20 protein-coding genes are annotated in these 22,567 nt (G+C 52.1%); 8 read left to right on the top strand and 12 right to left on the bottom strand.

Annotated features, from left to right (window positions below):
- Positions 1-2: 2 nt before the first annotated feature.
- Positions 3-968, bottom strand: a complete 966-nt coding sequence (gene cysK, locus DXV75_RS04720; RefSeq protein WP_115592249.1) for a cysteine synthase A — start codon at positions 966-968, stop codon at positions 3-5.
- 243 nt (positions 969-1,211) lie between these two features.
- On the opposite strand from cysK, the gene DXV75_RS04715 reads away from it, so the two are divergent.
- The 6 genes from DXV75_RS04715 to DXV75_RS04690 all read left to right on the top strand — a co-directional run bounded on the left by DXV75_RS04715 (position 1,212) and on the right by DXV75_RS04690 (position 7,036).
- Complete coding sequence (locus DXV75_RS04715; RefSeq protein WP_115592248.1) at positions 1,212-2,048, top strand: AAA family ATPase; 837 nt, start codon at positions 1,212-1,214, stop codon at positions 2,046-2,048.
- Positions 2,048-3,238 carry a vWA domain-containing protein gene (locus DXV75_RS04710; RefSeq protein ID WP_115592247.1) on the top strand — a complete coding sequence of 397 codons (1,191 nt, stop codon included), beginning with the start codon at positions 2,048-2,050 and terminating at the stop codon, positions 3,236-3,238. Before DXV75_RS04715 ends, DXV75_RS04710 begins: the two co-directional genes overlap by 1 nt.
- 75 nt (positions 3,239-3,313) lie before the next feature.
- Entirely contained in the window at positions 3,314-4,447 is a 1,134-nt protein-coding gene (locus tag DXV75_RS04705) for an RDD family protein (protein WP_115592246.1), read from the top strand.
- On the top strand, positions 4,444-5,430 hold the full coding sequence (locus DXV75_RS04700) for an XdhC family protein (RefSeq protein WP_115592245.1): 987 nt from the start codon (positions 4,444-4,446) through the stop codon (positions 5,428-5,430). Before DXV75_RS04705 ends, DXV75_RS04700 begins: the two co-directional genes overlap by 4 nt.
- Positions 5,415-6,017 (top strand): nucleotidyltransferase family protein, encoded by a 603-nt coding sequence (locus DXV75_RS04695; protein WP_181898355.1) that lies wholly within the window; start codon positions 5,415-5,417, stop codon positions 6,015-6,017. The genes DXV75_RS04700 and DXV75_RS04695 overlap by 16 nt, the downstream gene beginning before the upstream one ends.
- Positions 6,018-6,346: 329 nt before the next feature.
- A complete protein-coding gene (locus DXV75_RS04690; RefSeq protein ID WP_245953121.1) occupies positions 6,347-7,036 on the top strand; it encodes a rhomboid family intramembrane serine protease in 690 nt (229 codons plus the stop codon).
- Here the strand turns inward: DXV75_RS04690 and DXV75_RS04685 are convergent.
- The 8 genes from DXV75_RS04685 to cmoA all read right to left on the bottom strand — a co-directional run bounded on the left by DXV75_RS04685 (position 7,033) and on the right by cmoA (position 16,610).
- Positions 7,033-8,394, bottom strand: coding sequence for an MATE family efflux transporter (locus DXV75_RS04685; RefSeq protein WP_115592243.1), 1,362 nt, complete (start codon positions 8,392-8,394; stop codon positions 7,033-7,035). The two genes, DXV75_RS04690 and DXV75_RS04685, sit on opposite strands and share 4 nt — an antisense overlap.
- 7 nt (positions 8,395-8,401) lie before the next feature.
- Entirely contained in the window at positions 8,402-9,652 is a 1,251-nt protein-coding gene (gene moeA / locus DXV75_RS04680) for a molybdopterin molybdotransferase MoeA (protein ID WP_115592242.1), read from the bottom strand.
- Between the two features lie 143 nt (positions 9,653-9,795).
- Positions 9,796-11,556 carry a sugar phosphorylase gene (locus DXV75_RS04675; RefSeq protein ID WP_115592241.1) on the bottom strand — a complete coding sequence of 587 codons (1,761 nt, stop codon included), beginning with the start codon at positions 11,554-11,556 and terminating at the stop codon, positions 9,796-9,798.
- 3 nt (positions 11,557-11,559) lie between these two features.
- Positions 11,560-12,783, bottom strand: a complete 1,224-nt coding sequence (locus DXV75_RS04670; protein WP_115592240.1) for a glycosyltransferase family protein — start codon at positions 12,781-12,783, stop codon at positions 11,560-11,562.
- 8 nt (positions 12,784-12,791) lie between these two features.
- Positions 12,792-13,616 carry an HAD-IIB family hydrolase gene (locus tag DXV75_RS04665; RefSeq protein ID WP_115592239.1) on the bottom strand — a complete coding sequence of 275 codons (825 nt, stop codon included), beginning with the start codon at positions 13,614-13,616 and terminating at the stop codon, positions 12,792-12,794.
- Positions 13,613-14,488 carry a kinase gene (locus DXV75_RS04660; protein WP_115592238.1) on the bottom strand — a complete coding sequence of 292 codons (876 nt, stop codon included), beginning with the start codon at positions 14,486-14,488 and terminating at the stop codon, positions 13,613-13,615. The genes DXV75_RS04665 and DXV75_RS04660 overlap by 4 nt, the downstream gene beginning before the upstream one ends.
- Before the next feature lie 393 nt (positions 14,489-14,881).
- The gene (cmoB, locus tag DXV75_RS04655; RefSeq protein ID WP_425451682.1) at positions 14,882-15,856 is read right to left on the bottom strand and encodes a tRNA 5-methoxyuridine(34)/uridine 5-oxyacetic acid(34) synthase CmoB; all 975 of its coding nucleotides are present in this window, start codon (positions 15,854-15,856) and stop codon (positions 14,882-14,884) included.
- A 1-nt stretch (position 15,857) separates the two neighbouring features.
- On the bottom strand, positions 15,858-16,610 hold the full coding sequence (gene cmoA / locus DXV75_RS04650; protein ID WP_115592237.1) for a carboxy-S-adenosyl-L-methionine synthase CmoA: 753 nt from the start codon (positions 16,608-16,610) through the stop codon (positions 15,858-15,860).
- 177 nt (positions 16,611-16,787) lie between these two features.
- Here cmoA and DXV75_RS04645 point away from each other — a divergent pair, with 177 nt between their 5' ends.
- Positions 16,788-17,450, top strand: a complete 663-nt coding sequence (locus tag DXV75_RS04645; RefSeq protein WP_115592236.1) for a response regulator — start codon at positions 16,788-16,790, stop codon at positions 17,448-17,450.
- A complete protein-coding gene (gene add, locus DXV75_RS04640; RefSeq protein ID WP_115592235.1) occupies positions 17,447-18,466 on the top strand; it encodes an adenosine deaminase in 1,020 nt (339 codons plus the stop codon). Before DXV75_RS04645 ends, add begins: the two co-directional genes overlap by 4 nt.
- Positions 18,467-18,502: 36 nt before the next feature.
- Here add and fadE read toward each other — a convergent pair whose 3' ends face one another.
- The 3 genes from fadE to purN all read right to left on the bottom strand — a co-directional run bounded on the left by fadE (position 18,503) and on the right by purN (position 22,567).
- Positions 18,503-20,956 (bottom strand): acyl-CoA dehydrogenase FadE, encoded by a 2,454-nt coding sequence (fadE, locus tag DXV75_RS04635; protein ID WP_115592234.1) that lies wholly within the window; start codon positions 20,954-20,956, stop codon positions 18,503-18,505.
- A 248-nt stretch (positions 20,957-21,204) separates the two neighbouring features.
- Positions 21,205-21,957 carry a DUF3108 domain-containing protein gene (locus DXV75_RS04630; protein ID WP_245953120.1) on the bottom strand — a complete coding sequence of 251 codons (753 nt, stop codon included), beginning with the start codon at positions 21,955-21,957 and terminating at the stop codon, positions 21,205-21,207.
- Positions 21,920-22,567 (bottom strand): phosphoribosylglycinamide formyltransferase, encoded by a 648-nt coding sequence (purN, locus tag DXV75_RS04625; RefSeq protein WP_115592232.1) that lies wholly within the window; start codon positions 22,565-22,567, stop codon positions 21,920-21,922. Before purN ends, DXV75_RS04630 begins: the two co-directional genes overlap by 38 nt.

Here is a 22,567-nt window from a genome sequence, read left to right as displayed (position 1 = left end):
TATTACTGTACTTCTTCCTGATCCGAGAAGGCTCCTGCAAACAAGGGGCTGCTCAGGTAACGTTCAGTACCACTGGCCAGCAATACTACAACCAGCTTGTCCTTGTTTTCCGGGCGCTCAGCAAAGCGCTTGGCAGCGACAACCGCAGCACCGGAAGATATGCCGGCCAGAATACCTTCTTCTTTCATCAGGCGGTGAGCCATTTCCATACACTCTTCATTGGTAACCTGTTCAACTTCGTCAACCAGATCCAGGTCCAGGTTGCCCGGGATGAATCCGGCTCCAATGCCCTGGATTTTGTGTGGCCCCGGAGTCAGTTCCTGACCGGCTTTGGCCTGGGTTATAACCGGTGAATCGGTTGGTTCAACGGCGACTGACGTAATGGCTTTGCCCTGGGTGTTTTTGATGTAACGGCTGACACCGGTAATGGTGCCGCCAGTGCCAACGCCAGCGACAAAGGCTTCGATTTTACCGTCTGTGTCTTCCCAGATTTCAGGCCCGGTGGTTTTTTCATGAATTTCCGGGTTGGCCGGGTTGTCAAACTGTTGCAGCAGTACGAATTTTTCAGGATCGGAATTGACGATCTCCTGGGCTGCAGCCACTGCGCCTTTCATGCCTTTTGGCGCTTCGGTCAGAACCAGATTGGCACCCAGCGCCTTAAGCAGCTTGCGTCGTTCCAGACTCATACTGCTGGGCATGGTCAGGGTCAGCTTGTAGCCACGGGAAGCGGCAACGAATGCCAGTGCAATACCGGTGTTACCACTGGTGGGTTCAACGATTTCTTTGCCCGGCTTGAGCACGCCGCGTTTTTCGGCATCCCAGATCATGTTGGCACCAATACGGCACTTAACGCTGAAACTTGGGTTGCGGGATTCAATTTTGGCGTAAACATTGCCACTCGTTACACGGTTGAGTTTTACCAGTGGAGTGCGGCCAATGGAAAGTGAGTTGTCGTCGAATAATTGCATTCTGGTTCCTTACCTGTTTAAAGGGGTTCCCGATGGTTCAGGTTGCTGACACAGATTTTTTGTTAGATGACTGCGCTGCCAAACCCGATAGATATTTATTGATATCCTTGATTGGGATATTACACGTTACCCCTATATCATTGGCGGCAAACGCGAAAATGCAAAGTGCTTTTTCGCTATATGATATGGTTAATTGAAAAGATTGTTACGAACTTCTGTAAAATACTGCTCTGAGGCAAGTCTATGGCATTTCAAAGTACTGCAAATTATATCGCCAGCAAGGAGCTGCAACTGGCGGTAAACGCCGCCATTACCCTGGAAAGGCCGTTACTCATCAAAGGCGAGCCAGGCACCGGCAAAACCATGCTGGCGCAGGAACTGGCCCGAAGCCTGAACACGAATTTGATCCAGTGGCACATCAAATCTACCACCAAGGCCCAGCAGGGGTTGTATGAATACGATGCGGTTTCCCGTTTGCGGGATTCGCAACTGGGCGATGAACGGGTTCATAACATTGCCAATTATATTGTGAAAGGGAAACTGTGGCAGGCCTTCGAGGCGGATACACGGCCGGTGTTGCTGATTGATGAAATTGACAAGGCCGACATAGAGTTTCCCAACGATTTATTGCAGGAACTCGATAAAATGGAGTTCTTTGTTTACGAAACCCAGCAAACGGTTACCGCAGCCCAGCGCCCCATAGTGATAATAACATCCAATAACGAAAAAGAGCTGCCGGATGCGTTTTTGCGCCGCTGCTTCTTTCATTACATCCAGTTTCCGTCTGAACAGGAAATGCGTGAGATTGTGGCTGTGCATTTTCCTAAGCTAAAAAAGCAGTTGCTGGATGAAGCTTTGGCGGCTTTCTTTGAATTGCGCGAGGTTCCGGGGCTTAGGAAGAAACCCTCGACTTCAGAACTCATCGACTGGCTGAAGCTATTGGTGGCGGAAGACATTGCCCCCGAAGCTCTTAGGAACAAAGACACCACCGCCAGCATTCCACCGCTTTACGGCGCGCTGCTCAAAAACGAACAGGATATTCATCTGTTCGAAAAGCTGGCGTTTCTGGCCCGTCGCTGATGTTGATCCGGTTTTTCTTCACGCTTCGACAATACGGTGTTCCCTGTAGCCTGAGAGAGTTGCTCGATTTACTTGCGGCGCTGGAAAAACACGTTGTGCACGCTGATATGGAAGGCTTTTATTTTCTTGCCCGCACGGTGCTGGTGAAAGACGAAACCCAGTTTGACAAGTTTGACAGGGCCTTTGCAGACTATTTTGATGGTGTGCAATCGCGGGATTTATTCTTTGAATCCATTCCTGATGAGTGGTTGCGTGATGCGTTAAAGCGAACCTTCAGCGACGAAGAAAAAGCCAGAATAAAGGCAATGGGAGGGCTGGAAAAGCTGATGGAAACTCTCAGACAACGGCTGGAGGAACAGCAAAAACGTCACCAGGGCGGCAACAAGTGGGTAGGTACCGGCGGCACGTCGGCGTTTGGTGCATACGGCTATAACCCGGAAGGTGTGCGTATGGGGCAAAGCGGCAATCGCAATTTTTCCGCCGTAAAAGTGTGGGATCAGCGACGCTTTCAGAACCTGTCCGGCGATGCCCAATTGGGTACCCGCAATATTAAAATGGCGCTTCGTAAATTGCGTAAGTTCGCTCGCACCGGCGCCAGTGAAGAACTGGATGTGCCAACGACCATTGGCGAAACAGCCAGAAAAGGTGGTTTGCTGGACATTCATATGGTTCCACAGCGCCATAATGCCGTGAAGCTTTTAATGTTTTTCGATGTGGGCGGTTCGATGGACCCGTATGTGCGCACCACAGAGGAACTGTTTTCCGCTGTGCACAGCGAATTCAAGTATCTCGAGTACTTTTATTTTCACAATTGTGTGTATGAAGGGGTATGGAAGGACAATGCTCGTCGGGACCGCGAACGGATATCGGTATGGGACATCATTCATCGTTATGGCCGGGACTACAAGCTGGTGTTCGTGGGCGATGCGACCATGGGGCCTTATGAGATCACTTATCCGGGCGGCAGTGTAGAACACTGGAATGATGAGCCGGGAGCGCTTTGGCTGCAGCGCCTTACCGACCATTTTACCAAAGCGGTCTGGCTCAACCCCCAGCCGCAGAATTACTGGCAGCATTATTCTTCAATACGGATCATCCAGGAACTGATGTCACAGCGCATGTTTCCGCTGACACTGGAGGGCCTGGCTGCAAGTATTCAGTGCCTCAGTCGAGGGGCAGCCAACACGTAACTGGAGTTAGGTGGGACATCTGTTTATATTGATGTTTTATGAAAAATCGCGCAGGGATAAAGCAAGGATTAAGTCATGTCAGAACGCAGTATACCGCCCCAGGCGTCCTATTCCGATAACAGCAGTGGTTCTGGCAACCGGGAAACCCGCCAGATAGTTACGCCTTATGCTTTTCAGGTGGCCGAAGAATTACTTGGGCAGCCTTTGGCTTCACCGTGGCGGCGTGTGTTGGCACAAGGAATTGATTTGGCTGTGGTTGCCATTTTAAGTGGTGCGAACTCAATTTTTCTGGCCCTGTTGTTGTCGTTGACGTTTTTTAAAGCCGGCAGCAATCTTGCTCATCGTGAAGAGCGCAGCGCAACCCGGAAAATTCTGCGGGTCAGTGGGGCTGTGCTGTTGTTTTTGATCGCTTGGGTAACCATTGAAGGGTACCAGCAAACCAGTGAGTGGGATGACAAGTTCATTGAGGTCAATGGGCTGGAAAGCTCGTTGATCAAAGGGGCGTTTATTCTGGGCTGGAATCAGTGCGACGGTAAAACCGATTGCATGTCGGAGGTTGCCGGCTCGTTCGGAGAATCTTTAGGCGAATCTGGTGTCGGGCAGGAAAAAGCGATGGAGTTTTTCACCGAATTGTTGGAACAGCAGACTTTAACTGCAGAGCAATCAATGCAGCTCAGCGCTGTGTTCAACAGTGCCTATCAGTCTGTTCAAACCCCAGGATCCGACCCGGCAGGTACGGAAGAGCCAGCCCAGACGGACACGCCTCTGTCTTCAGCGCAGACTGCCTCGCCCACTGGCGCAGAGCCGGCACCGCAGCCCGACAGTGTGGAAAATTCTCACAGTGTGATTGCCTGGATCAAGGGTATTCTGGGAGATCTGGGATTAGGTTTTGGCTGGGCGGCGCTGTACTACAGTGTGTGTACTGCATGGTGGCGGGGCTACACGCCGGGTAAGCGGTTAATGGGAATCAAAGTGTTGAAGCTGGATGGTACTACAATGACGCTGTGGGAAAGTTTTGGCCGTTACGGTGGCTACGGCGCAGGCCTTGCCACTGGTTTACTGGGTTTTCTGCAAATATTGTGGGACCCAAACCGGCAGGGCATTCAGGACAAAATAGCCGAAACCCTGGTACTGCGCCATACCGAACAATTGTCTGCCATTACCCGGCAAACCCAGTCTCAGGCTGGAGTGGAAGGGGAAGGGATATGAATCATCATATCTACCATTTGCTTGAACACTGGTACCCGCAGCGAGATACAGGCCGCTGGCTACTGGCAACGGTTATCGGTACCCAGGGCTCCGCGTATCGCAAACGGGGCGCTACCATGTTGTTCAGTGATCAGGGGCAGCAGCTGGGGCTGATTAGTGGTGGCTGCCTGGAGCAGGATCTGTTTCATCAGGCCAGGAAGTGCTGGGAAACCAATACCAGCCGTCAGGTTGTTTACGACATGCAGGAAGAAGGGGATATTGCCTGGCGGCTGGGCATTGGCTGTGGCGGAGAAGTCAGGCTGTTGCTGCAGCCCATCAGCGCGGACAATCTGTACCTGGAACTGGATAAGCTGTTCCGGGCCCTGCAACGCAAACAAACCGTGGTTTATGCCCAGTCACTCGAAGCCGGAATTGCCTGTGGGAAAATCGTCTCGGGTGAGCCTGCTTCACAAAGCTGGTTTACCCATACCGTTCAGCCTCCTGTGCATCTTGGTATTCTCGGAGGTGGAGTCGATGCGCAGCCATTGGCGAACATGGCGGCCAATTTGGGCTGGCTGGTGACCGTGAATGATCCCCGTGCCCGTTATGCACGCCGCAGCGAATTTCCCAGCGCCCACCATGTCGACGATTCAAAGCCCGAATTCCTGGCCGACTGCGAGTGGTTTATACGCTGTGACGCCCTAATTGTGATGCACCATCAGGTAAAAATGGACGCCAGCGCCCTGCAAACCATAGCGCGCCAGCCTCCCACCAGTCTCAGGTATCTGGCGCTGCTGGGGCCTTTTCATCGCAGCGAAAAAGTGCTGCAGCAAGCACAACTTGAAGAATCGCAACTTCCTGTTGCGCTTCAGGCTCCGGCAGGGCTCGCAATCGGAGGGGACCTGCCTGAATCCATTGCACTGTCAATGTTGGCCCAGGCACATGCCACCCTGTTTCAGCGCAACGCCAGACCGCTCAAAGGCCAACCTTGCAGTATCGGTTAGGAGTTGTATTACTGGCGGGCGGCAGCGCAAGCCGTTATGGCCGCAATAAACTGCTTGAAACCTCAGGCGGAAAAAGCCTGATTGAGCAGGTCATTGGTGTCTATGCGCCGCTTACCCTTCAGCCAGTGGTACTTGTGACCGGCGCGTATCACAAGGCGCTGTCTTCCCAGATTCGTCGCCCGGATGTGATCTGCCACTATAATCCGCACTGGCAACAGGGTATGGGCAACAGTCTTGCCAGCGGGCTGAGTGCCGGGCTGGCCCGGTTTCCTGCAACCAGCCACTGGCTGATTGGATTGGGTGATCAACCCCGGGTCAGTACAGCGAGCCTGTCTAAGCTGGTAAAGGCTTCAAACCAAAGTCCACACAAGATGGTTGCCAGTGCCTGGAAAGACAGGCTCACAGCCCCGGCCATATTCCCGGTTGAGCATTGTAAGACACTCACCATGCTCACAGGGGACCGGGGCGCGGCGTGGGTGTTGCGTCAGGGAGCCATGACAGTTCCATCTACCTGTGAGGGAGTGATACACCCCGAGGCTGAGTGGGATATTGACACTCCGGAAGACTGGGCAAAGTTTCATTGCTGAATGAATGACTCCCGGCCAATTGCATTTCGCCGGCAGAGTTCCCATGTTATACCAATCCACATAGTAAAGTGATCAGCTCAGAATCCCCAGGGCTAACCCTATCAAGGCGCTCGATTGCAGGAATGCCCAGGCCTTTCAAAGTCGAGTAACGTGGAGAGGGTTAGCCCTTGGGATTCCCGAAGGGCGCGGCCTTCCGACTTCCTAGACTGCATCAATCACTTTTGATTTGGAACCACCAAACCTGCAAGTGATTTCTTTATCAGGACGCCGGAATTCTCGCGCTGAGTGAAAACTTTACTATGTGGATTGGTATTACAGCTATGAACGTTATGCAAAGCTATTCAGTGTCCCGGGCCATTACCATTAGTGTGTGCATGGTTGCGTTATTGTGGGTGATTCAGTCGGCAGGGGTATTGTTTGATCTGCCGCTGGGGCGGCTGGGAATAGTGCCCCTAGAAACGGGCCGATGGTATGGGATATTCAGTGCGCCCCTGGTGCATGGTTCCTACGAGCATCTGTTTAACAATACTATGCCACTACTGGTTTTGGGCAGTGCGCTGGTGTACGGATACCCAAAATCGCGCATCAGAGTGCTGCTTGCCTGTTGGCTGGCATCGGGAATCGGTGTGTGGGTGTTTGGCCGTGATGCCGTGCATCTGGGCGCCAGCGGGGTCAGCCACGGGCTGTTTTTCTTTCTGTTTTTTGTTGCCATATTTCGTCGCGACGGGCGCTCGGTTGGGTTAATGATGATCGCCTTTTTTCTCTATGGGGGCATGGTGATGAGCATTTTTCCCCGTGACCCTGCGATTTCGTTTGAGTCCCATTTTTTCGGTGCCCTGGGCGGCGTGGTGAGCGCCATTCTATGGTGGCGCCGTGACCCGAAACCAATGCTCAAACGTTATTCCTGGGAGACTGACGGCGGAGACGATCCCCTTATCGGTGATCTGTGGCAACAAAAGCTGTCGCCACAGAATTCAACCGATGCGGAAGGGGATAACCGGCATCATGGGAAAAGCTAGCCGAGCTTTCGCTTCTGCAATACGTAAACCCTGCCGCCCAGTAATACGGCGGCGCTGCTCAAGCCCACAATAAAGCCTATCCAGAAGCCCGCTGCGGACATGGGGGCATCGGTTAGCCAGTCTGTGCGGCCAAGAATGATGCCGGTGGGTAAACCTATCAGCCAGTAGGCGCAAAAGGTAATGATGAACATGGCAGTCGTATCCTTGAACCCGCGCAGGGTGTTGGCGGATATGACCTGGACCGCATCCGAGAACTGAAACAAAGCGGCATAAATCAGCAAAGCGCTGGCCAGCTCAACGACGGCCTGATCCGTGGTATACAAACTGATGATGGCTTTTTTGGCCAGTACCGTAAAGGTAGCTGTGGCGATGGCAACCAATAGCCCAATCAGTAACGCGCTTTTGACTGCAATGCGCGCTTGCCTCGGGCGGCTCTGGCCTATGCGGTAACTTACCTGAATGGAGATAGCCATACCCATGCTCAGCGGGAACATAAACATCAGTGCCGAGAAATTCAGTGCTACCTGATGCGCGGCAACTGTGCTGGCGCCAAAGGGGGCCAGCAGCAGGGCAACCACAGCAAACAGAGTAACCTCAAACAGTAAGGTCATGGCGATGGGTAAGCCGAGGCCGAAGGTACGCATTATCTGGCGCAATTGTGGGCGATGGAGAGTGTCAAACAGCCTGTAGCGAGCCAGCCTCGGAGCATAACGGGTGTAAAAGAGAGTGGCGAATAACATTGCATAAATAACCAGGCAGGTTGCCAAACCACAGCCTGCGCCACCAAAAGCAGGGATGGGCCCGGCACCGTAAATAAACAGATAGTTGCCCAAAACGTTGAAGCACAGCCCAATGACCGTGATTACCATGGTCGGCTTGGTGTTGCCAAGTGCTTCGCAATAGTTTCGTAGCCACTGGTAAAGAGCAAAGCCTGGCATGGCCAGCAATACGTAGCGCACATAGTCTACGGTAATGGTATACAAGGCCTCTTCCATGGGGAAAAGCGCCACTAATTGGCCGGTAAACGGAAATATGGCCACGATAAGCAGGCTTATGCAGAGTAACAGATAACCGGCTTGCTGGGCGGCATTGGCAATCTGATTCGTCTGGCCTTTTCCATGCAAGCGGGAGATAAGGGGAGGAATGGCAAATGCCAGGCCCTGCAAAAAACTCATCAATGGAATGGTAATGCTGAATCCCAGAGCTACTGCTGCCATGTCGGTGGCGCTGTACCGGCCAGCCATGATGGTATCAATAACACCCATCATCATCTGGGTCACCTGGGCAATCAGCAAAGGCCAGGCGAGGTTGATAAGCCGCCGGCTTTCAACAGCCATGCGGCGGGAAACTAACTGCATTTTTCGTTTACTTCCACAATCCGTACAAATCAAAAGGTTGAATACACACCCAGTCACCGTCATTCAGCTCAGCAACATTCTGCTCTATCAGCATAAAACAGTTGGCGGATGTCACTGTCGTCATGATTGCAGAACTTTGTTTGGGCAGAGGGGAAACCCAGGCCTGGTTCTGATCATCAAAGGTGACGTGAGCACGCTGAAAATCCAGCCTGCCGGGTTTGCGATTTATGCTCCCCTTTAGCCGTGCTTTGAGGGGCAGAGTGCGGGACTCTGCAATAGCGGATTCCCCCTGCAAGTGACGAACAATGGGGAGAACCAGTTTTTGAGTGGTGACATAACTGGATACAGGGTTGCCCGGTACACCGCAGAAAATGGCTTTGCCAAGCTGACCAAATGCAAAGGGCTTACCGGGTTTAATGGCTACCTTCCAAAAATCAATGCGGCCCAGTTCAGCTACAATGGCTTTGACAAAATCGGCATCGCCTACCGATACACCGCCACTACTGATAAGCAGGTCGACTTCGCTGGCAGCCTGTTTAAAGGTGTTTTTTAACCTTTGTGGCTCATCGGGAACAATACCCAGGTCGAGAATTTCCACCTCAAAAGGCGCAAGCAACCCAGCAATTCCGGCACGGTTGGATTCGTAAATCTGCCCCGGGCGGCACTCTTCTCCTGCGCTTACAAGTTCATCACCGGTCGCCATCAGGCCTACCCGCAATTTACGGAAAACCGATACAGAATCTGCACCCAGTGACGCTATCAGCATAAGGTGCGCGGCAGAAAGCCGGGTTCCCGCAACAATTACGGTATCACCCTGGGCGATGTCACAGCCCATGGGGCGGATATTTTCGCCTGCCCGGGCAGTTTGCAGAACTTCAATCGCGTTATCGAGCCTGCAGGTATTTTCCTGCATGATCACGGCGGTGGCTCCACGGGGTACCGGGGCTCCGGTCATTATTCGTATCGCTGTATCCGGGGTAACCTCAAATGTTTCTCCGTTCATTCCCGCAAGAAGCGTATCGGTGACTTTCAGTGTTTTCCCTGCAACGGCATTGCTGGCGATTACGGCGTAACCGTCCATTGCGGAATTGTCCCATGGCGGAACATTGTGTTTTGCCACAATGGGGCTGGCAAGTACTCTTCCCAAAGCCGAGGACAATGGCACAGATTCGCTTTCGGTTACGGCGTTCAGCTGAGACAGGGCCTGGCTGAGTGCGCTGTCCAATGAATGCCAGCCGGAAGATACAGGGTCCGTCATTGTCACTCCTTGAATTTAAAAACAGCGATTATGGACCAATGCCGTAAATAAGCCAACGGCCGTGATTCATCTGTGACGAGTGAATTGAAAAAGGCTGACGAAATGAAAAGAAAGTGCCTCTGCTGCAACAGAGGCACTTTCGATTACTCCATGTCCTGGTTACTGATCCAGACGGTTTGGTAGGGTTTAAGCTGGATAAAACCGGCGGAACTGTTGATTTGATCGCGGGATATCAGATCAAGCCAGTTGTCAGTGCCGATGAGGTTGATGTCGGACAGCAGTATGGATTGCTCTTCATCGGTTATGTTGCTGATGCAGAAAATACTCTGTTTCCGGTCCAGGCTCTGGCGCCAGTAGCCGAAGAGGTGATTGCCCAATTGCAGGGTAAATTGGGTGGCGTTAGGGTGAAAGGCCGACTGCGCTTTGCGAATGCGGATAAGCTGTGAGATCCGGGTGAGTACTTTGTGGTGTTGCGAATAGGGAGAATCAAGCAAGGCCTCCAGTTCACGATAGTCCCAGCGTTTGCGGTTTATCGAACGGTTCTGCCCGGTGTTGGCGACTTTTTCATAGTCGTTGGAAGTGCCCAGCAGGCTGTGGATGTAAATGCCGGGGATCCCTTCCAGGCCGAGCATTATGGCGTGGGCGCAAATAAAACGGTCAACCTGGTACTTATCCGGCCCCTTGGTGGTTCCCTGCAGGGCATCGAACAGGGTAATGTTGATTTCGTACGGTTTTTGCTGACCATTTTCAGAGGCTCGCCAGGAAATCTTGCCACCAAAGTGTTGCATGGTGTTGACCAGCGTGCCCAATTCTTCGTCACTCAGCAGCCCTTCCGCTGGCCGCAGGCCAATGCCGTCGTGAGAGGCAATGAAGTTGAAATAGGTGGTGCCGTTTTGTGCCGGCGGCATGCTCATCATCCAGTTTTTCAGATACAGACAGTTGCCGGTAACCATGGTATTGACCAACAGTGGTGGTAACGAAAAGTTATAGATGGCGTGGGCTTCGTTGGCGTTACCAAAGTAAGTGAGGTTTTCCCGGTTGGGAATATTGGTTTCGGTGATCAGCATAATCCCCGGGTTCACGTGTTCAACCAGTGTGCGGATAAGGCGGATCACTTCATGGGTCTGAGGCAGATTGATGCAGCTGGTGCCGATGATTTTCCATAAAAATGCCACAGCGTCGAGGCGGAAAATTTTCGCTCCCTCATCAATGTACTGGCGGATAATCTCCATAAACGTCATCAGTACTTTGGGGTTGCGAAAGTCAAAATCCACCTGGTCATGGCTGAAGGTACACCACACATGCTGCGTTCCGTTGGCCGTTTCGGTTTCGCGCAGTAACGGTGAGGTTCTTGGTCGGGTCACACCTGTTAAATCGGCGGAAGGGTCTGCGGTGAAGAAAAAATCGCTGCCTGGGCCGTCACCTTTAATAAAATTGTCAAACCACACACTGCGGGCTGAACAATGGTTGATTACCAAATCGACCATCAGGCCATAGTCGGCGGCAATCCGTTCAACATCTTCCCAGCCGCCGAGTGATTCATTGACGCTCGAATAATCGATAACCGAAAAGCCATCGTCAGAACTGTAGGGAAAAAACGGCAGTATGTGCACATTGTTGATGGTATTTTTGCAGTAGGTGTGCAGGAACCGGGACAGCGTAAACAACGGGCGCTCCTGTTCCTGGATCACGCTGTCACCGTAGGTGATCATGATGATGTCTTCTTCATCCCAGTGATTACAGTGGGGTAGCGGTGTGGCGATGTCATCGTCACTGTTGAGACGCATGATTTCCATTAGGCGGGTAGCCAAATCCCCGACCGCAATGTCGGTGACGACATCCGCGTAAATGGCCTGCAAATGGTGACTGACCTTTTCGTGTAATTGGTTCCAGTTCGTGTTCATAGGTTACCCTAACAATTCAGACGTATCGGCTTCTACCGCTTCCAGTATCCGGTCGAGAATATCCGGTACCGCACTGGTTACCCGGTTCCAGCTTGGGATAAATGGGGTTTCCATCGGGTTTTCAAGAAAGCTCTGGCCGGCTTTCATAATGTTGCTGGCGAACAACTCTACGGCTTTCTCTTCACTGTGAATATCCAGTGACAAGCCATTCATCGCGGCATCGTTGTGGTACGTTTCAATGAAGTCCAGTGCGATGCGGTAGTATGTTGCCTTTATGGAGCGGAACATTTCGCTGGAGAACGTGAAACCCTGGGTAGCGAGCTTGCGAAAAACCGCTTTGGTGATGTCGATGGACATTTTTGACAGACCACCCTCGTCATTATTGAACGAGAGATCTTGGTGCTTGTGGTCATACACATCGGCAATGTCTGCCTGACAAAGGCGGTTGTGGGAATAGTTGCGGTGCATTTCAGACAGCACCCCAATTTCCAGGCCCCAGTCACTGGGGATGCGAATGTCGTTGAGCACATCGCGGCGGAAAGAGAATTCGCCCGCCAGCGGGTAGCGGAAGCTGTCCATAAACTCAAGGTATTCGTGGTCACCCAGCGTACGTTTCAGTGCGCGAAGCAGCGGTGTTACCAGTAGGCGGGATACCCGCCCGTTGATTTTGCCATTGGCGATACGGGCATAATATCCCTTACAGAATTCATAATTGAACATGGGGTTGGCAACCGGATAAATCAGACGCGCCAGCAAATCACGGTGGTAGGTCACTATATCGCAATCGTGCAGGGCCACCGATTCTGCCCGGTTGGAAGCCAGTACATAGCCCATGCAGTACCAGACATTGCGGCCTTTACCCAATTCCTTTGGTGCCAGGCCGAGTTTGGCCAGTTCCTCGTCAATGGCTTTAAGACGGGGACCGTCATTCCATAACACCCGGTGATGCTGGGGCAGTTTGCTGAAAAACTTCAGTGCATGCTTATACTGCGCTTTATCGGCCCGGTCCAGGCCAATGACGATTTCGGATAAGTAGGGCACGTTGGTCAGTTCATCTACTATCATCGGTAGCGCGTCACCTTCGAGTTCTGAAAACAGCGAGGGTAGAATGAGTGCCATCGGGCGCTTTTGCGAAAAGCGCAGCAGTTCCGCTTCCAGTTCTTCGGTGGGTCTTCGTGAAAGATTGTGCAATGTGGTAACCACACCATTCTGGTAAAAATCGGCCATGTGTCCTCCTAATGGTCTAAATCAAGCAATTGAGTGAGGGTTTCAGTCCAGCCTTCAGGGCCGAGTCGGGTACTGGTGTACACCTGTTGTTGTTTTTCAAGTTGTGGGGGGGGATGACTGGGGGAGGCGATGCGGACTGCAATGTCAGCAACTTCGAGCATGGCAACGTCATTTTTGCCATCTCCCAGGGCAATGGATGTGGAATCAGCATGATGTTGGCGCTGATATTCTTCCATAAACCAGCTCAGTGCTGCCCCTTTGTTGCAATCACCGGAAAGATGAATGAAACGCCCGCCTTCCAGAGGGTAGCCTCCGCGACTGCGAATGACCTGTATAAATTGTTCCTTTTCACTGTCTGAACCAGTCCACAGAATTGGTTCGCCAAATTGCCGCTGCGCAGCGCGGCTGGCCGCGGCTTCATCGAGACCGGTTGCTTCCTGTATGTCCTCAATGGTCATGCTACTGAAGTGTGTAAGCTTGCCGGAGAATTCCGGTTTGATGACTTCCAGCAGCTTGAGCCAATACCCTTTGTTGGAAATAAAAGCCTTACACCAGAAACCGTCCTGCCAGGTTGTTCCGGCAGGCTTCTGTTTGAAAAAGCCGTGTGGAATGTAAATGGCGGCGCCATTTTCGACGATGAAGGGCCCGTCCAGCCCAATCTGCTTGCGCAGTTCAAGCAACTCCGCGAAGGTTTTGCTGGTGGTCGGGATCACCGGAATGTTGCGCGTTTTCAACATCTCCAGTGTAGGGATTGCGGCTTCGAAACTATACGTATGATGGTCCAGCAGGGTGCCATCCATATCCGTGAAGATAACCGTTTTGTGTCCTGTCATAATGGTTGTTTAACTACCTTTGCTATGTGACGGTTTTCATCCAACTCGAAGACATGATTACACCGACCAGGCAAAGTCGTGAATCCGTGTTCCGTCAGACGCTGATAATGCTGAATAAAACGTGCGATTTGTTCATCTGTCATAATTCCGGATCCCGCGGGCCCCTGTTTAGCCAGAAGCTTGTGCTCCTGTTCGCAGCGCCACCGATACACATGATCAAAGGAAGGGCCTTTTAGCATCACCCAGTACTGCATCTGGCTGAAAAGAGTCTGGTAATCACCGGCAAGCTGGCTGTTAACAAACCTGCGCCAGGTACCCAGTGGATCTTCGTTGGCTTCCAGTTCATTGACCGGGGTGTCAAGTTCCTGTTCCAGTTGCGGAGGCACTCCCCAGCACCAGCCTTCAATAAGCACGATGTCGGGCGGGCTATTGATCACAGGCCATTCGGTTACCGGGCGGGGATCATCAGTTGCTTTATTAAATCTTGGTAAAGAAACGGTACCGTATTCCCGCAGCCTCGCCAGCGTGGCCAGAGCCAGTGGCGTGTTGTGGGTGCCGGGTACCCCTCGTGTGGCGAGCAGAGGGTGCACTTTAATGGCCAGTGCGTTACGGTCTGATTTGGGTAAATAGAAATCGTCGAGAGAAACCGTGACCACGTTCAGGCCATGGGCCTGGCCAAGATAGAACACCAGAAAATCACACAAAGTCGACTTTCCAGAACCCTGACAGCCGTTAACACCGACGAAAAAGGGTCGCCTTGCACCACTGCAGTGCGACTTAATTTCATCCGCCAGCGGTATGAACCAGTTTTGTGCAGTCTGTCGATAAGTTTCGGGTAATTGGTGCTCTGATAAAAAGCTGGCTATGTCCATCGCGCTACCTTATCTGTGCCGTTTTCACACGGTTTTTCTAAAGATAAGGTTACAACAATTGTGCCAACTCACAAGCTTGGCTTAATGTCTGTGGGTATCCGGACAGGCAAAGCCCAACGCACAGAGAAAGGGCGAACCCGGTTTAATCCGGGTTCAGAGTGTTGATAAAGTCTGGTTATTCACATTAAACACTCTGCAGACTGGAGACAAACGTAGCGAGCGAAGAAAGTGCAAGGAAAAAGTCGCCAAAAAACCGCAGTTTACAAATGGTAAATGAGGATTTTGAGAAGACTTTTGACGCCGCAATTTCGAGCGCAGTAGTTTGTCATCAGTATTAACCCGGTTTAACCCGGGTTGTCCGTTGGGCAGGCCGAGGGTGGTTAAGGTCTCGGCTCAGGCACGGGTAGCGATGAGCACAGCCCGCTGAGGAGCCGGATAGCCCTCGATGGTCAGACTGGGGTCTTGAGGGTCAAGAAAATCTGCCAGAGACTGGGATTCCATCCAGTTTGTGGCCCGCTGTTCTTCAACCGTAGTGTGGTTGATATCGGCCAGTTTTACGTTGATAAATCCAACTCGCTCGAGCCACACTTTGAGTGCAGCAACACTGGGCAGGAACCAGACATTACGCATTTGTGCATAACGTTCACCAGCCATCAGGACGGTTTGTTCATCACCTTCAACAACCAGGGTTTCCAGCACCAGTTCACCGCCTTTACGCAGTTGGTGCTTGAGTTGCGTCAGGAACTGAATGGGATCTTTGCGGTGATAAAGCACTCCCATTGAAAAAACCGTATCGAAAGCGTTGAGCGGCTGCATTTGCTCAATACCGAGCGGTAAAAAGTGGATCCTGTCATCCTGATGAAAGTGCCGTATGGCCTGAAACTGGATAAAGAACAGTTGCGTTGGGTCGATGCCAAATACCCGACTCGGATTGTGGCCGAGCATGCGCCACATGTGATAGCCGCTGCCACACCCCACATCCAGAACGGTGCGACCGCTTAATTCACTGATGTGTGGGAGAACCCGTTCCCATTTCCAGTCGGAGCGCCATTCTGTATCAACATGCAGGCCATGAATAAAAAACGGCCCTTTGCGCCACGGCATAAATTGTCGCAGCAGCCCCTCAATCTGTTTGCGTGTATAGTCATTAACGTCCTGTTGTGTGCCGAAGGTAACCGATTGCAGCAAATCGACGCGGGAGGGTTCCGTTACGGGAAGTTTGTCCAGTAACCGGCACCACTTGTTAAATTCACCGTGAAGCTCCTGGCTTGCCCAGTGCTTCATCTGTGCGGGCAAGGTTTCCAGCCAGTGGGAAAGTGGGGTGCCAAGAAGCGCAGCGTAACTTTGTTCCAGCCAGGAGGAGAGCAACTTATTCAACACCAGTCTCCTTTGGGCCTTTAATTGCAATCAAAGACGTAAAATTAAAACATTTGAACCACATGACGACATCCTGAAAACCCGCATCTTTGAGCCGATTTTCGTGAACGGAAAATGTGTCTGTCAGCATGACATTCTCCAGCGCAGCGCGTTTCTGGCTTACTTCCAGTTCACTGTAGCCGTTATTGCGTTTGAACTGGTGGTGCAAATCTACCAGTAACTCGTTGCCTGCGGCCGAAGGGTGACGAATCTTTTCGGACAAAACCAGGATCCCGCCAGGAGTGAGGCCGTCAGCAATTTTCCTGAGCAGTGCCGGCCGGTCAGCGGGAGCAATGAACTGCAGGGTGAAATTCATGATCACCATGGACGCATTTTTTATTTCTGTCTGCTGTGCACTCTGGCACTGCACGTCAATGGCATTGGGCAGGGTAAAACTCTGGACAATTCGTTCACAGCGTTTTGTCATGGCAGGAGAATTGTCTACGGCAAAAATCTGGCAGGGGGTTTTGCTGGTCGCCCTGGACACAGACAGACTGGCAGCGCCCAGTGAGCAGCCCAAATCGTAAACGTTAGAGCCGGGAGTAACGTACCTCTGGGCCAGTTCGCCGATGGTATTGATGATGGTGTGATAGCCCGGTACCGATCGTTGGATCATGTCCGGAAAGACATCCGCTACCGCTTCGTCGAATTTAAAATCTTCTACCGAATTCATCGGCGCGGCGAAAATCTTGTCTTCCTTATGCACCTTATTACCCTGTGGTCCTCAAAAAACTGGCGCAATTTTACCTGGATCTGAACATTTGCCAATCCATTCGGCATAAAACAGCATTGGCCCTGAGGTTGCGCATTGTGTTGATGAATGCTTTTAGTCTAGAGTATTTACCTGTTAAAGTGCCAGAAAACACAGGGGCGAGTAGTAACGATGGCAGTCATTTTGGTCGCAGATGATCATCCCTTATTCCGAGAAGCATTGACCGGTGCGTTGTCACCGCATTTCAAAGGCACACGCTTTTTACAGGCTGACAGCCTTACTTCGATGATGGCTGAGCTTTCCTCCAACCCCGGTATTGACCTGCTGCTGCTTGATTTGTCGATGCCGGGGGCAGAGGGCTTTGTAGGCTTAAGCAGTGTCAGACAGGCCTACCCGAACCTTCCGGTGGCAGTTATTTCAGCCAATGAAGCTATCGAAACAGCGGCTCAGGTGATGAACCTCGGCGCACAGGGTTTCATTCCAAAATCGACGCCTACGGCAGAGATTGCAGAGGCGATTAGCCTGATCAGCCGAAAAGAGCAGTGGCTTCCGCAAGGGTTCAGGGAGCGGCTCAGGGAGATTGAACATGAATTGTGTGACACAGTGCAGCGGTTTCGACAACTGACGCCAAAGCAGATGCGTGTGCTGGGCTACGTTCGGCGGGGCCTGATGAACAAGCAGATTGCCCACGAAATGAATGTGACGGAAGCAACCATTAAGGCTCATATCAGTGCGGTTTTGCGTAAACTCGACATTCGATCCCGTACCCAGGCCGTGTTGCTGATGAACAAACACAATATCGATTTTGAACCCCGTAGCGGAAAGTCTGCATGATTGATAAATCGCTGCCACTGGTGGATTTGCATCGCCATTTGGATGGTAACATTCGGCCTTCAACTATCTGGTCACTGGCACAATTGCATGGTATCGCGTTGCCGGTAGCAAGTGAGTCAGAACTGGCTCCGCTTACCCAGATACAGGGCAGGACCTCCGATTTGCTGGCGTTTCTTGAAAAGCTCGATTATGGAGTTTCTGTACTGGCTGACGCCCAGGCGTGTTATCGGGTTGCTTATGAAAATATGCAGGATGCAAGTAAAGAAGGTCTGGATTACGTAGAGTTGCGCTTTTCCCCCTATTACATGGGCCGAAAGTTTGATGTGCCGGTAGCAGAGGTGGTTGAAGCCGTTATTGCAGGTGTAAGAGACGGTGAAAAAGCGTTCGGTGTCAAAGCCAGTCTTATCGGCATTCTGAGCCGCACGTTTGGTGCACAGGCCTGCTGGCAGGAGCTGCAGGGACTGCTTGCACACAAAGGCAGTATTGTCGCGCTTGATCTGGCAGGTGACGAATTGGGATTTCCGGCACACTTGTTTGAGCCGCACTTCAAACTTGCCCGTGACGCCGGTTGGCAAATCACTGTGCATGCGGGGGAAGCGGACGGGCCTGCCAGCATATGGAAGGCTATTCGCGAACTGGGCGCTACCCGCATTGGCCATGGTGTTGCGGCTAAAAATGATCCTGAACTGATAGAATATCTGGTCGCCAATGACATCGGCATTGAAAGTTGCCCAACCTCCAACTATCAGACTGCCACTGTGGCAGACACCCGTCACCATCCAATGAAAGACTTTTTGCAAGCCGGTGTTGCTGTCACGCTAAATACGGATGATCCCGGAGTTTCCGCCATCGATCTAGCCCATGAATACCAGCTTGCCTATGACGTTATCGGGTTAAGTGCTGAACAGCTTACACAAATCCAGCGTAATGGTGTTCACCAGGCATTTATTAGCGAGGCGGAAAAGCAGAGTTTGTTTAATGGCGCTTTACAGAGAGCGTCCGGTGACAGGGGATAAATGACGGGGCCCGCTCACGGGCCCCAGACTCTTGATTCAGGCAGCTTTGGACTTGCGGCGGGTTTTGGCCCCCAGGTTTGCTGTCAGCTCCTTGTGCTCGAAATCATCTACACTTATGATTTTCACGCGGGCTTTTTCCGTGCGGGTGAGCAGCTCGGCTTCCTGCTCTGATATAATACCGTCTTTGAGGGCTTCACGGGCCAGTTCATCCAGCCGCGTGAAGGGGAGTTTTAACCCTCGCTCTTTACAGATGCGTTCAAAAACAGGCTCACTGGCCAGCACGTCATCCAGCGTCTGTTCGAGTTCGCCAAACGGATTTCCTTCCTCACGTGTCAGGTATTGGCCATCCCCCAACCGGCTTCGTGCGAGACACGGCTTCTGCAGCATTTGTGCGATGGAATGTTCCAACTGGTCAGAAGGTTTTTTTACCCGGCGTCCAAACGGAAGAATCAGCACTTTTAAACCTGTCGCCAGCCATTTTGAAGGGAAGTTTTCAAGCAATTCAATGATGGCCGTTTCCATGTCATACAGGGTATTCTGCAGCGCCCAGTGCATCAAAGGCGCGTCTTCCTGCAGGCGACCATCCTCGTCGTAACGTTTCAGCGTGGCGCTGGCCAGATACAACCCGCTGAGTATGTCTCCCAGGCGCGCAGAAAGGCGTTCACGGCGTTTGAGCTCGCCACCCAGCACTGCCATGCAAACGTCAGATAAAAAGGCCAGATTGGCGCTGTATCCCTGTAGCAACTGGTAGTACCGGGCGGTGTCGTCAGCAAACGGAGCCTGGGAGAATCGTCCGCCGGTCAGTGAAAACCACACACTGCGAATCTTGTTTGCCAGGGCAAAGCCAATGTGCCCAAATACCGCTTTGTCGAATGCTTCCAAACGTTCCTGGCGATCTAACAGGCTGGCTGCCCGAATCTCATCCAGCACGTAAGGGTGGCAACGCATGGCGCCCTGACCGTATATCATCATATTTCGGGTCAGAATGTTTGCCCCTTCCACGGTAATGGATATGGGGGCCCCCTGGTAGCTGCGGCCGAGGTAATTGTTCGGCCCAAGCATGATGCCTTTGCCGCCATGAACATCCATTGCGGCATTGATCACTACGCGCATTTTTTCGGTAAGGTGATATTTGCTGATAGCGGAAATCACCGAAGGCTTTTCTCCCAGATCAACACCAACTGTGGAGAACCGGGTTACGGCGTCCATCAGGTAGGCATTGCCGCCAATCTGAGCCAGCATTTCTTCAACCCCTTCCATATGGCCGACCGGAATGCGAAACTGACGACGGATACGGGCATAGGCACCAGTCGCAAGCGCGCAGGTTTTGGCACCACCGGCAGCGGTAGAGGGCAGGGTAATACAGCGGCCAACCGACAGGCACTCCATCAGCATGCGCCATCCCTTGCCCGCCATTCTGGGGCCACCGATTATGAAATCCAGTGGTACAAAAATGTCCTTGCCGCGCACCGGACCGTTCTGGAACGGTGTATTGAGAGGCAGGTGCCGGCGGCCGATTTCCAGCCCTTCGGTGTCCCGTGGAATCAACGCACAGGTAATGCCCAGTTCTTTGGTTTTGCCCAGCAAACCGTCGGGATCCTGCAGTTTAAATGCAAGGCCGATTACGGTGGCTACTGGCGCCAGGGTGATGTAGCGTTTGTCGAAGGTCAATCGCATACCCAGAATTTCTTCACCCTGCCATTCGCCTTTGCAGACAATGCCGACATCAGGAATGGCCCCAGCATCGGAACCGGCCTCCGGCCCGGTTAAGGCGAAGCAGGGGATTTCTTCACCGCTGGCCAGCCGGGGGAGATAATGGTCCTGTTGTTCCGGGGTGCCATAATGCTGAAGTAATTCTCCTGGCCCCAGTGAGTTTGGGACCCCTACCGTGCTGGAGAGCACGGCGCTGCAGCCTGCCAGTTTCTGCAGAACCCGGGACTGTGCAAACGCAGAATACTCCAGGCCGCCGTATTGCTTTTTGATGATCATGGCAAAAAATTTATTATCTTTGAGGTATTGCCAGATTTCAGGCGAGAGGTCGGCATCCTTGTGGTTGATTTGCCATTCATCAACCATGCTGCACACACGGTCAACCGGGCCATCCAGAAATGCCTGTTCTTCCTGGGTGAGACGCCCTTTGGGGATAGCGTGCAGTTTATCCCAGTCTGGCGCACCACTGAAAATGTCACCGTCCCACCAGACCGTGCCTGCGTCAATGGCTTCCTGTTCTGTGGAAGACATTTCCGGCATCACCTTGCGGTAAAAACCCAGTAGCTTTGCGCTTATGTGGGGGCGGCGAATATCCGCAACCGCCAGGGGGACAGTGATAACCAGATATACGAGCCAGCCAAATACGCCAATATCCCCGAAGATTGAGCCCAGTACCATGATGCCTGCAGTGACGGCAACGGTATTGAACAGACTCATGCGATGGTAACAGGCAATTGCAAGTGCAATTACGAACACTACAAACCAGATTAAATCTGCCATACGTCTCTCCTGACTTAGAATCATCAGGCCTGACCGTTTAGCTGAGCAGGTTAGTTTTTGGCTTGTAGTGTATGAAATCAACAATGCTATCAAGCTAATAGTGACTAAACTGTTCTATTCGAGGTCAGACCAGCATAGCCTTAAAGCTATAGTTTCAGTGGGCAAAGATCAAGAAATGAGGCGCCAAAGAGGCGCTAATCGTGACACAGAAGTACATGAATATGTACGCGGAGAACCGGGTACAGGCCCTAGTTAACAGGAATATAGCTGCTCAGCTTCAAATCGCCCTGTTCCTGGCCGTCTTTGAATTGCTGTAAGCGCACCAGATTGTAGTCAAGGGTAGGGGCAAACCACGCAAAGGTTTCACGGCTGCTGGCCTGGCGTACGATTTTCACCTTGATGGTGTCCAGCCGACCAAATGGAACCTCTATATTTTCCTCACCCACAACGTCTATCTGATAGGTTTTTGGTTCGCCCCGGTAGTTGATGAAGTGATAGGCCATTGAGCGCTTGCCAGCCGCCAGTTGGAGCGGAACATCAATACGGTATAACTGATTGTCCGTTTCGTTGTTCCATGGCAGGGAAGCTTGGTCGCTGATGGTGATTGTCGGCTCGGGCTGCTGGGAAAATTGTACTGTTAAACTGCTGTCCCGGCCTGTCCCTTTGCGTTTGTACCGGTATTCAGCGGGAACAAGTTTGCCGCCACGAAGATGAAAAACCGAGTATTCAAAACGTTCGTCAGAAAGGAAAAACTTACTTACTTCTGAAGAGTAGGTAAGAGCATACTGCTGGGGAGCAAGTTCCTGTAATTTTATCTCTGCAGTACCAACGTCATCCCCCCATTTGTAGGCGGTGTATTTGGCATGAAACTGAACGAGGGATTCCGGTACGTCATCGGCATGGGCGGTGAAGCCGAAGATCATCAGCATTACCGTGACGATGAACTTCGGAAAAAAGTGCAATTTAGTCGCTTGCATAGCCGGATAACGGAAGAATTTCATTGTCGAGCACCGCCTTATTGTCGTTCATTGTCAGTCGGCCACTACAGTACCAGTGCAATACCAAGGGGTAAATCCGGCGCTCCTGCTCCTGAACACGCTGCGCCAGTTCTTCTGCGGTATCGTCTTCAAAAACCGGGACCCGGCTTTGAATGATAACCGGTCCACCATCAAGTTCCGGGGTAACAAAATGCACGCTCACCCCATGCTCGGTATCGCCATTGTCGATGGCACGCTGGTGGGTATGTAAACCTTTGTACTTGGGCAACAAAGATGGGTGAATGTTCAATAGCTTACCGGAAAAGTGATCAACAAATGCGGGGGTAAGGATGCGCATGTAGCCTGCCAGGGCGACGACATCAGGGGCGAGTGCGTCGATTTGTGCCTGCAATGCATGGTCAAAAGATTCACGGTCAGCGAACGTTGTATGGTCGATGCAGTAGGCGTCTATACTGGCTTGCCGTGCACGCTCAAGGCCATAGGCATCCGGCCTGTTTGATATGACACCAACAATGCGGGCATTTAACTTGCCCGCGCCGATGGCGTCTATCATGGCCTGCAGGTTTGAACCATTACCGGATATCAGAACACAGATTTTTGCACAGTCAGACAT

The organism is Alteromonas aestuariivivens, assembly GCF_003367475.1.
Classification (GTDB): domain Bacteria; phylum Pseudomonadota; class Gammaproteobacteria; order Enterobacterales; family Alteromonadaceae; genus Alteromonas; species Alteromonas aestuariivivens.
The sequence above is the reverse complement of the archived record's forward strand: the minus strand, read 5'-3'. Positions and strand labels throughout refer to the sequence as shown.

Coding starts and splice junctions, on each gene's coding strand:
- cysK (WP_115592249.1), bottom strand. CDS start 968: ATGCAATTATTCGACGACAACTCACTTTCCATTGGCCGCACTCCACTG.
- DXV75_RS04715 (WP_115592248.1), top strand. CDS start 1,212: ATGGCATTTCAAAGTACTGCAAATTATATCGCCAGCAAGGAGCTGCAA.
- DXV75_RS04710 (WP_115592247.1), top strand. CDS start 2,048: ATGTTGATCCGGTTTTTCTTCACGCTTCGACAATACGGTGTTCCCTGT.
- DXV75_RS04705 (WP_115592246.1), top strand. CDS start 3,314: ATGTCAGAACGCAGTATACCGCCCCAGGCGTCCTATTCCGATAACAGC.
- DXV75_RS04700 (WP_115592245.1), top strand. CDS start 4,444: ATGAATCATCATATCTACCATTTGCTTGAACACTGGTACCCGCAGCGA.
- DXV75_RS04690 (WP_245953121.1), top strand. CDS start 6,347: ATGCAAAGCTATTCAGTGTCCCGGGCCATTACCATTAGTGTGTGCATG.
- DXV75_RS04685 (WP_115592243.1), bottom strand. CDS start 8,394: ATGCAGTTAGTTTCCCGCCGCATGGCTGTTGAAAGCCGGCGGCTTATC.
- moeA (WP_115592242.1), bottom strand. CDS start 9,652: ATGACGGACCCTGTATCTTCCGGCTGGCATTCATTGGACAGCGCACTC.
- DXV75_RS04675 (WP_115592241.1), bottom strand. CDS start 11,556: ATGAACACGAACTGGAACCAATTACACGAAAAGGTCAGTCACCATTTG.
- DXV75_RS04670 (WP_115592240.1), bottom strand. CDS start 12,783: ATGGCCGATTTTTACCAGAATGGTGTGGTTACCACATTGCACAATCTT.
- DXV75_RS04665 (WP_115592239.1), bottom strand. CDS start 13,616: ATGACAGGACACAAAACGGTTATCTTCACGGATATGGATGGCACCCTG.
- DXV75_RS04660 (WP_115592238.1), bottom strand. CDS start 14,488: ATGGACATAGCCAGCTTTTTATCAGAGCACCAATTACCCGAAACTTAT.
- DXV75_RS04645 (WP_115592236.1), top strand. CDS start 16,788: ATGGCAGTCATTTTGGTCGCAGATGATCATCCCTTATTCCGAGAAGCA.
- add (WP_115592235.1), top strand. CDS start 17,447: ATGATTGATAAATCGCTGCCACTGGTGGATTTGCATCGCCATTTGGAT.
- fadE (WP_115592234.1), bottom strand. CDS start 20,956: ATGGCAGATTTAATCTGGTTTGTAGTGTTCGTAATTGCACTTGCAATT.
- DXV75_RS04630 (WP_245953120.1), bottom strand. CDS start 21,957: ATGAAATTCTTCCGTTATCCGGCTATGCAAGCGACTAAATTGCACTTT.
- purN (WP_115592232.1), bottom strand. CDS start 22,567: ATGTCTGACTGTGCAAAAATCTGTGTTCTGATATCCGGTAATGGTTCA.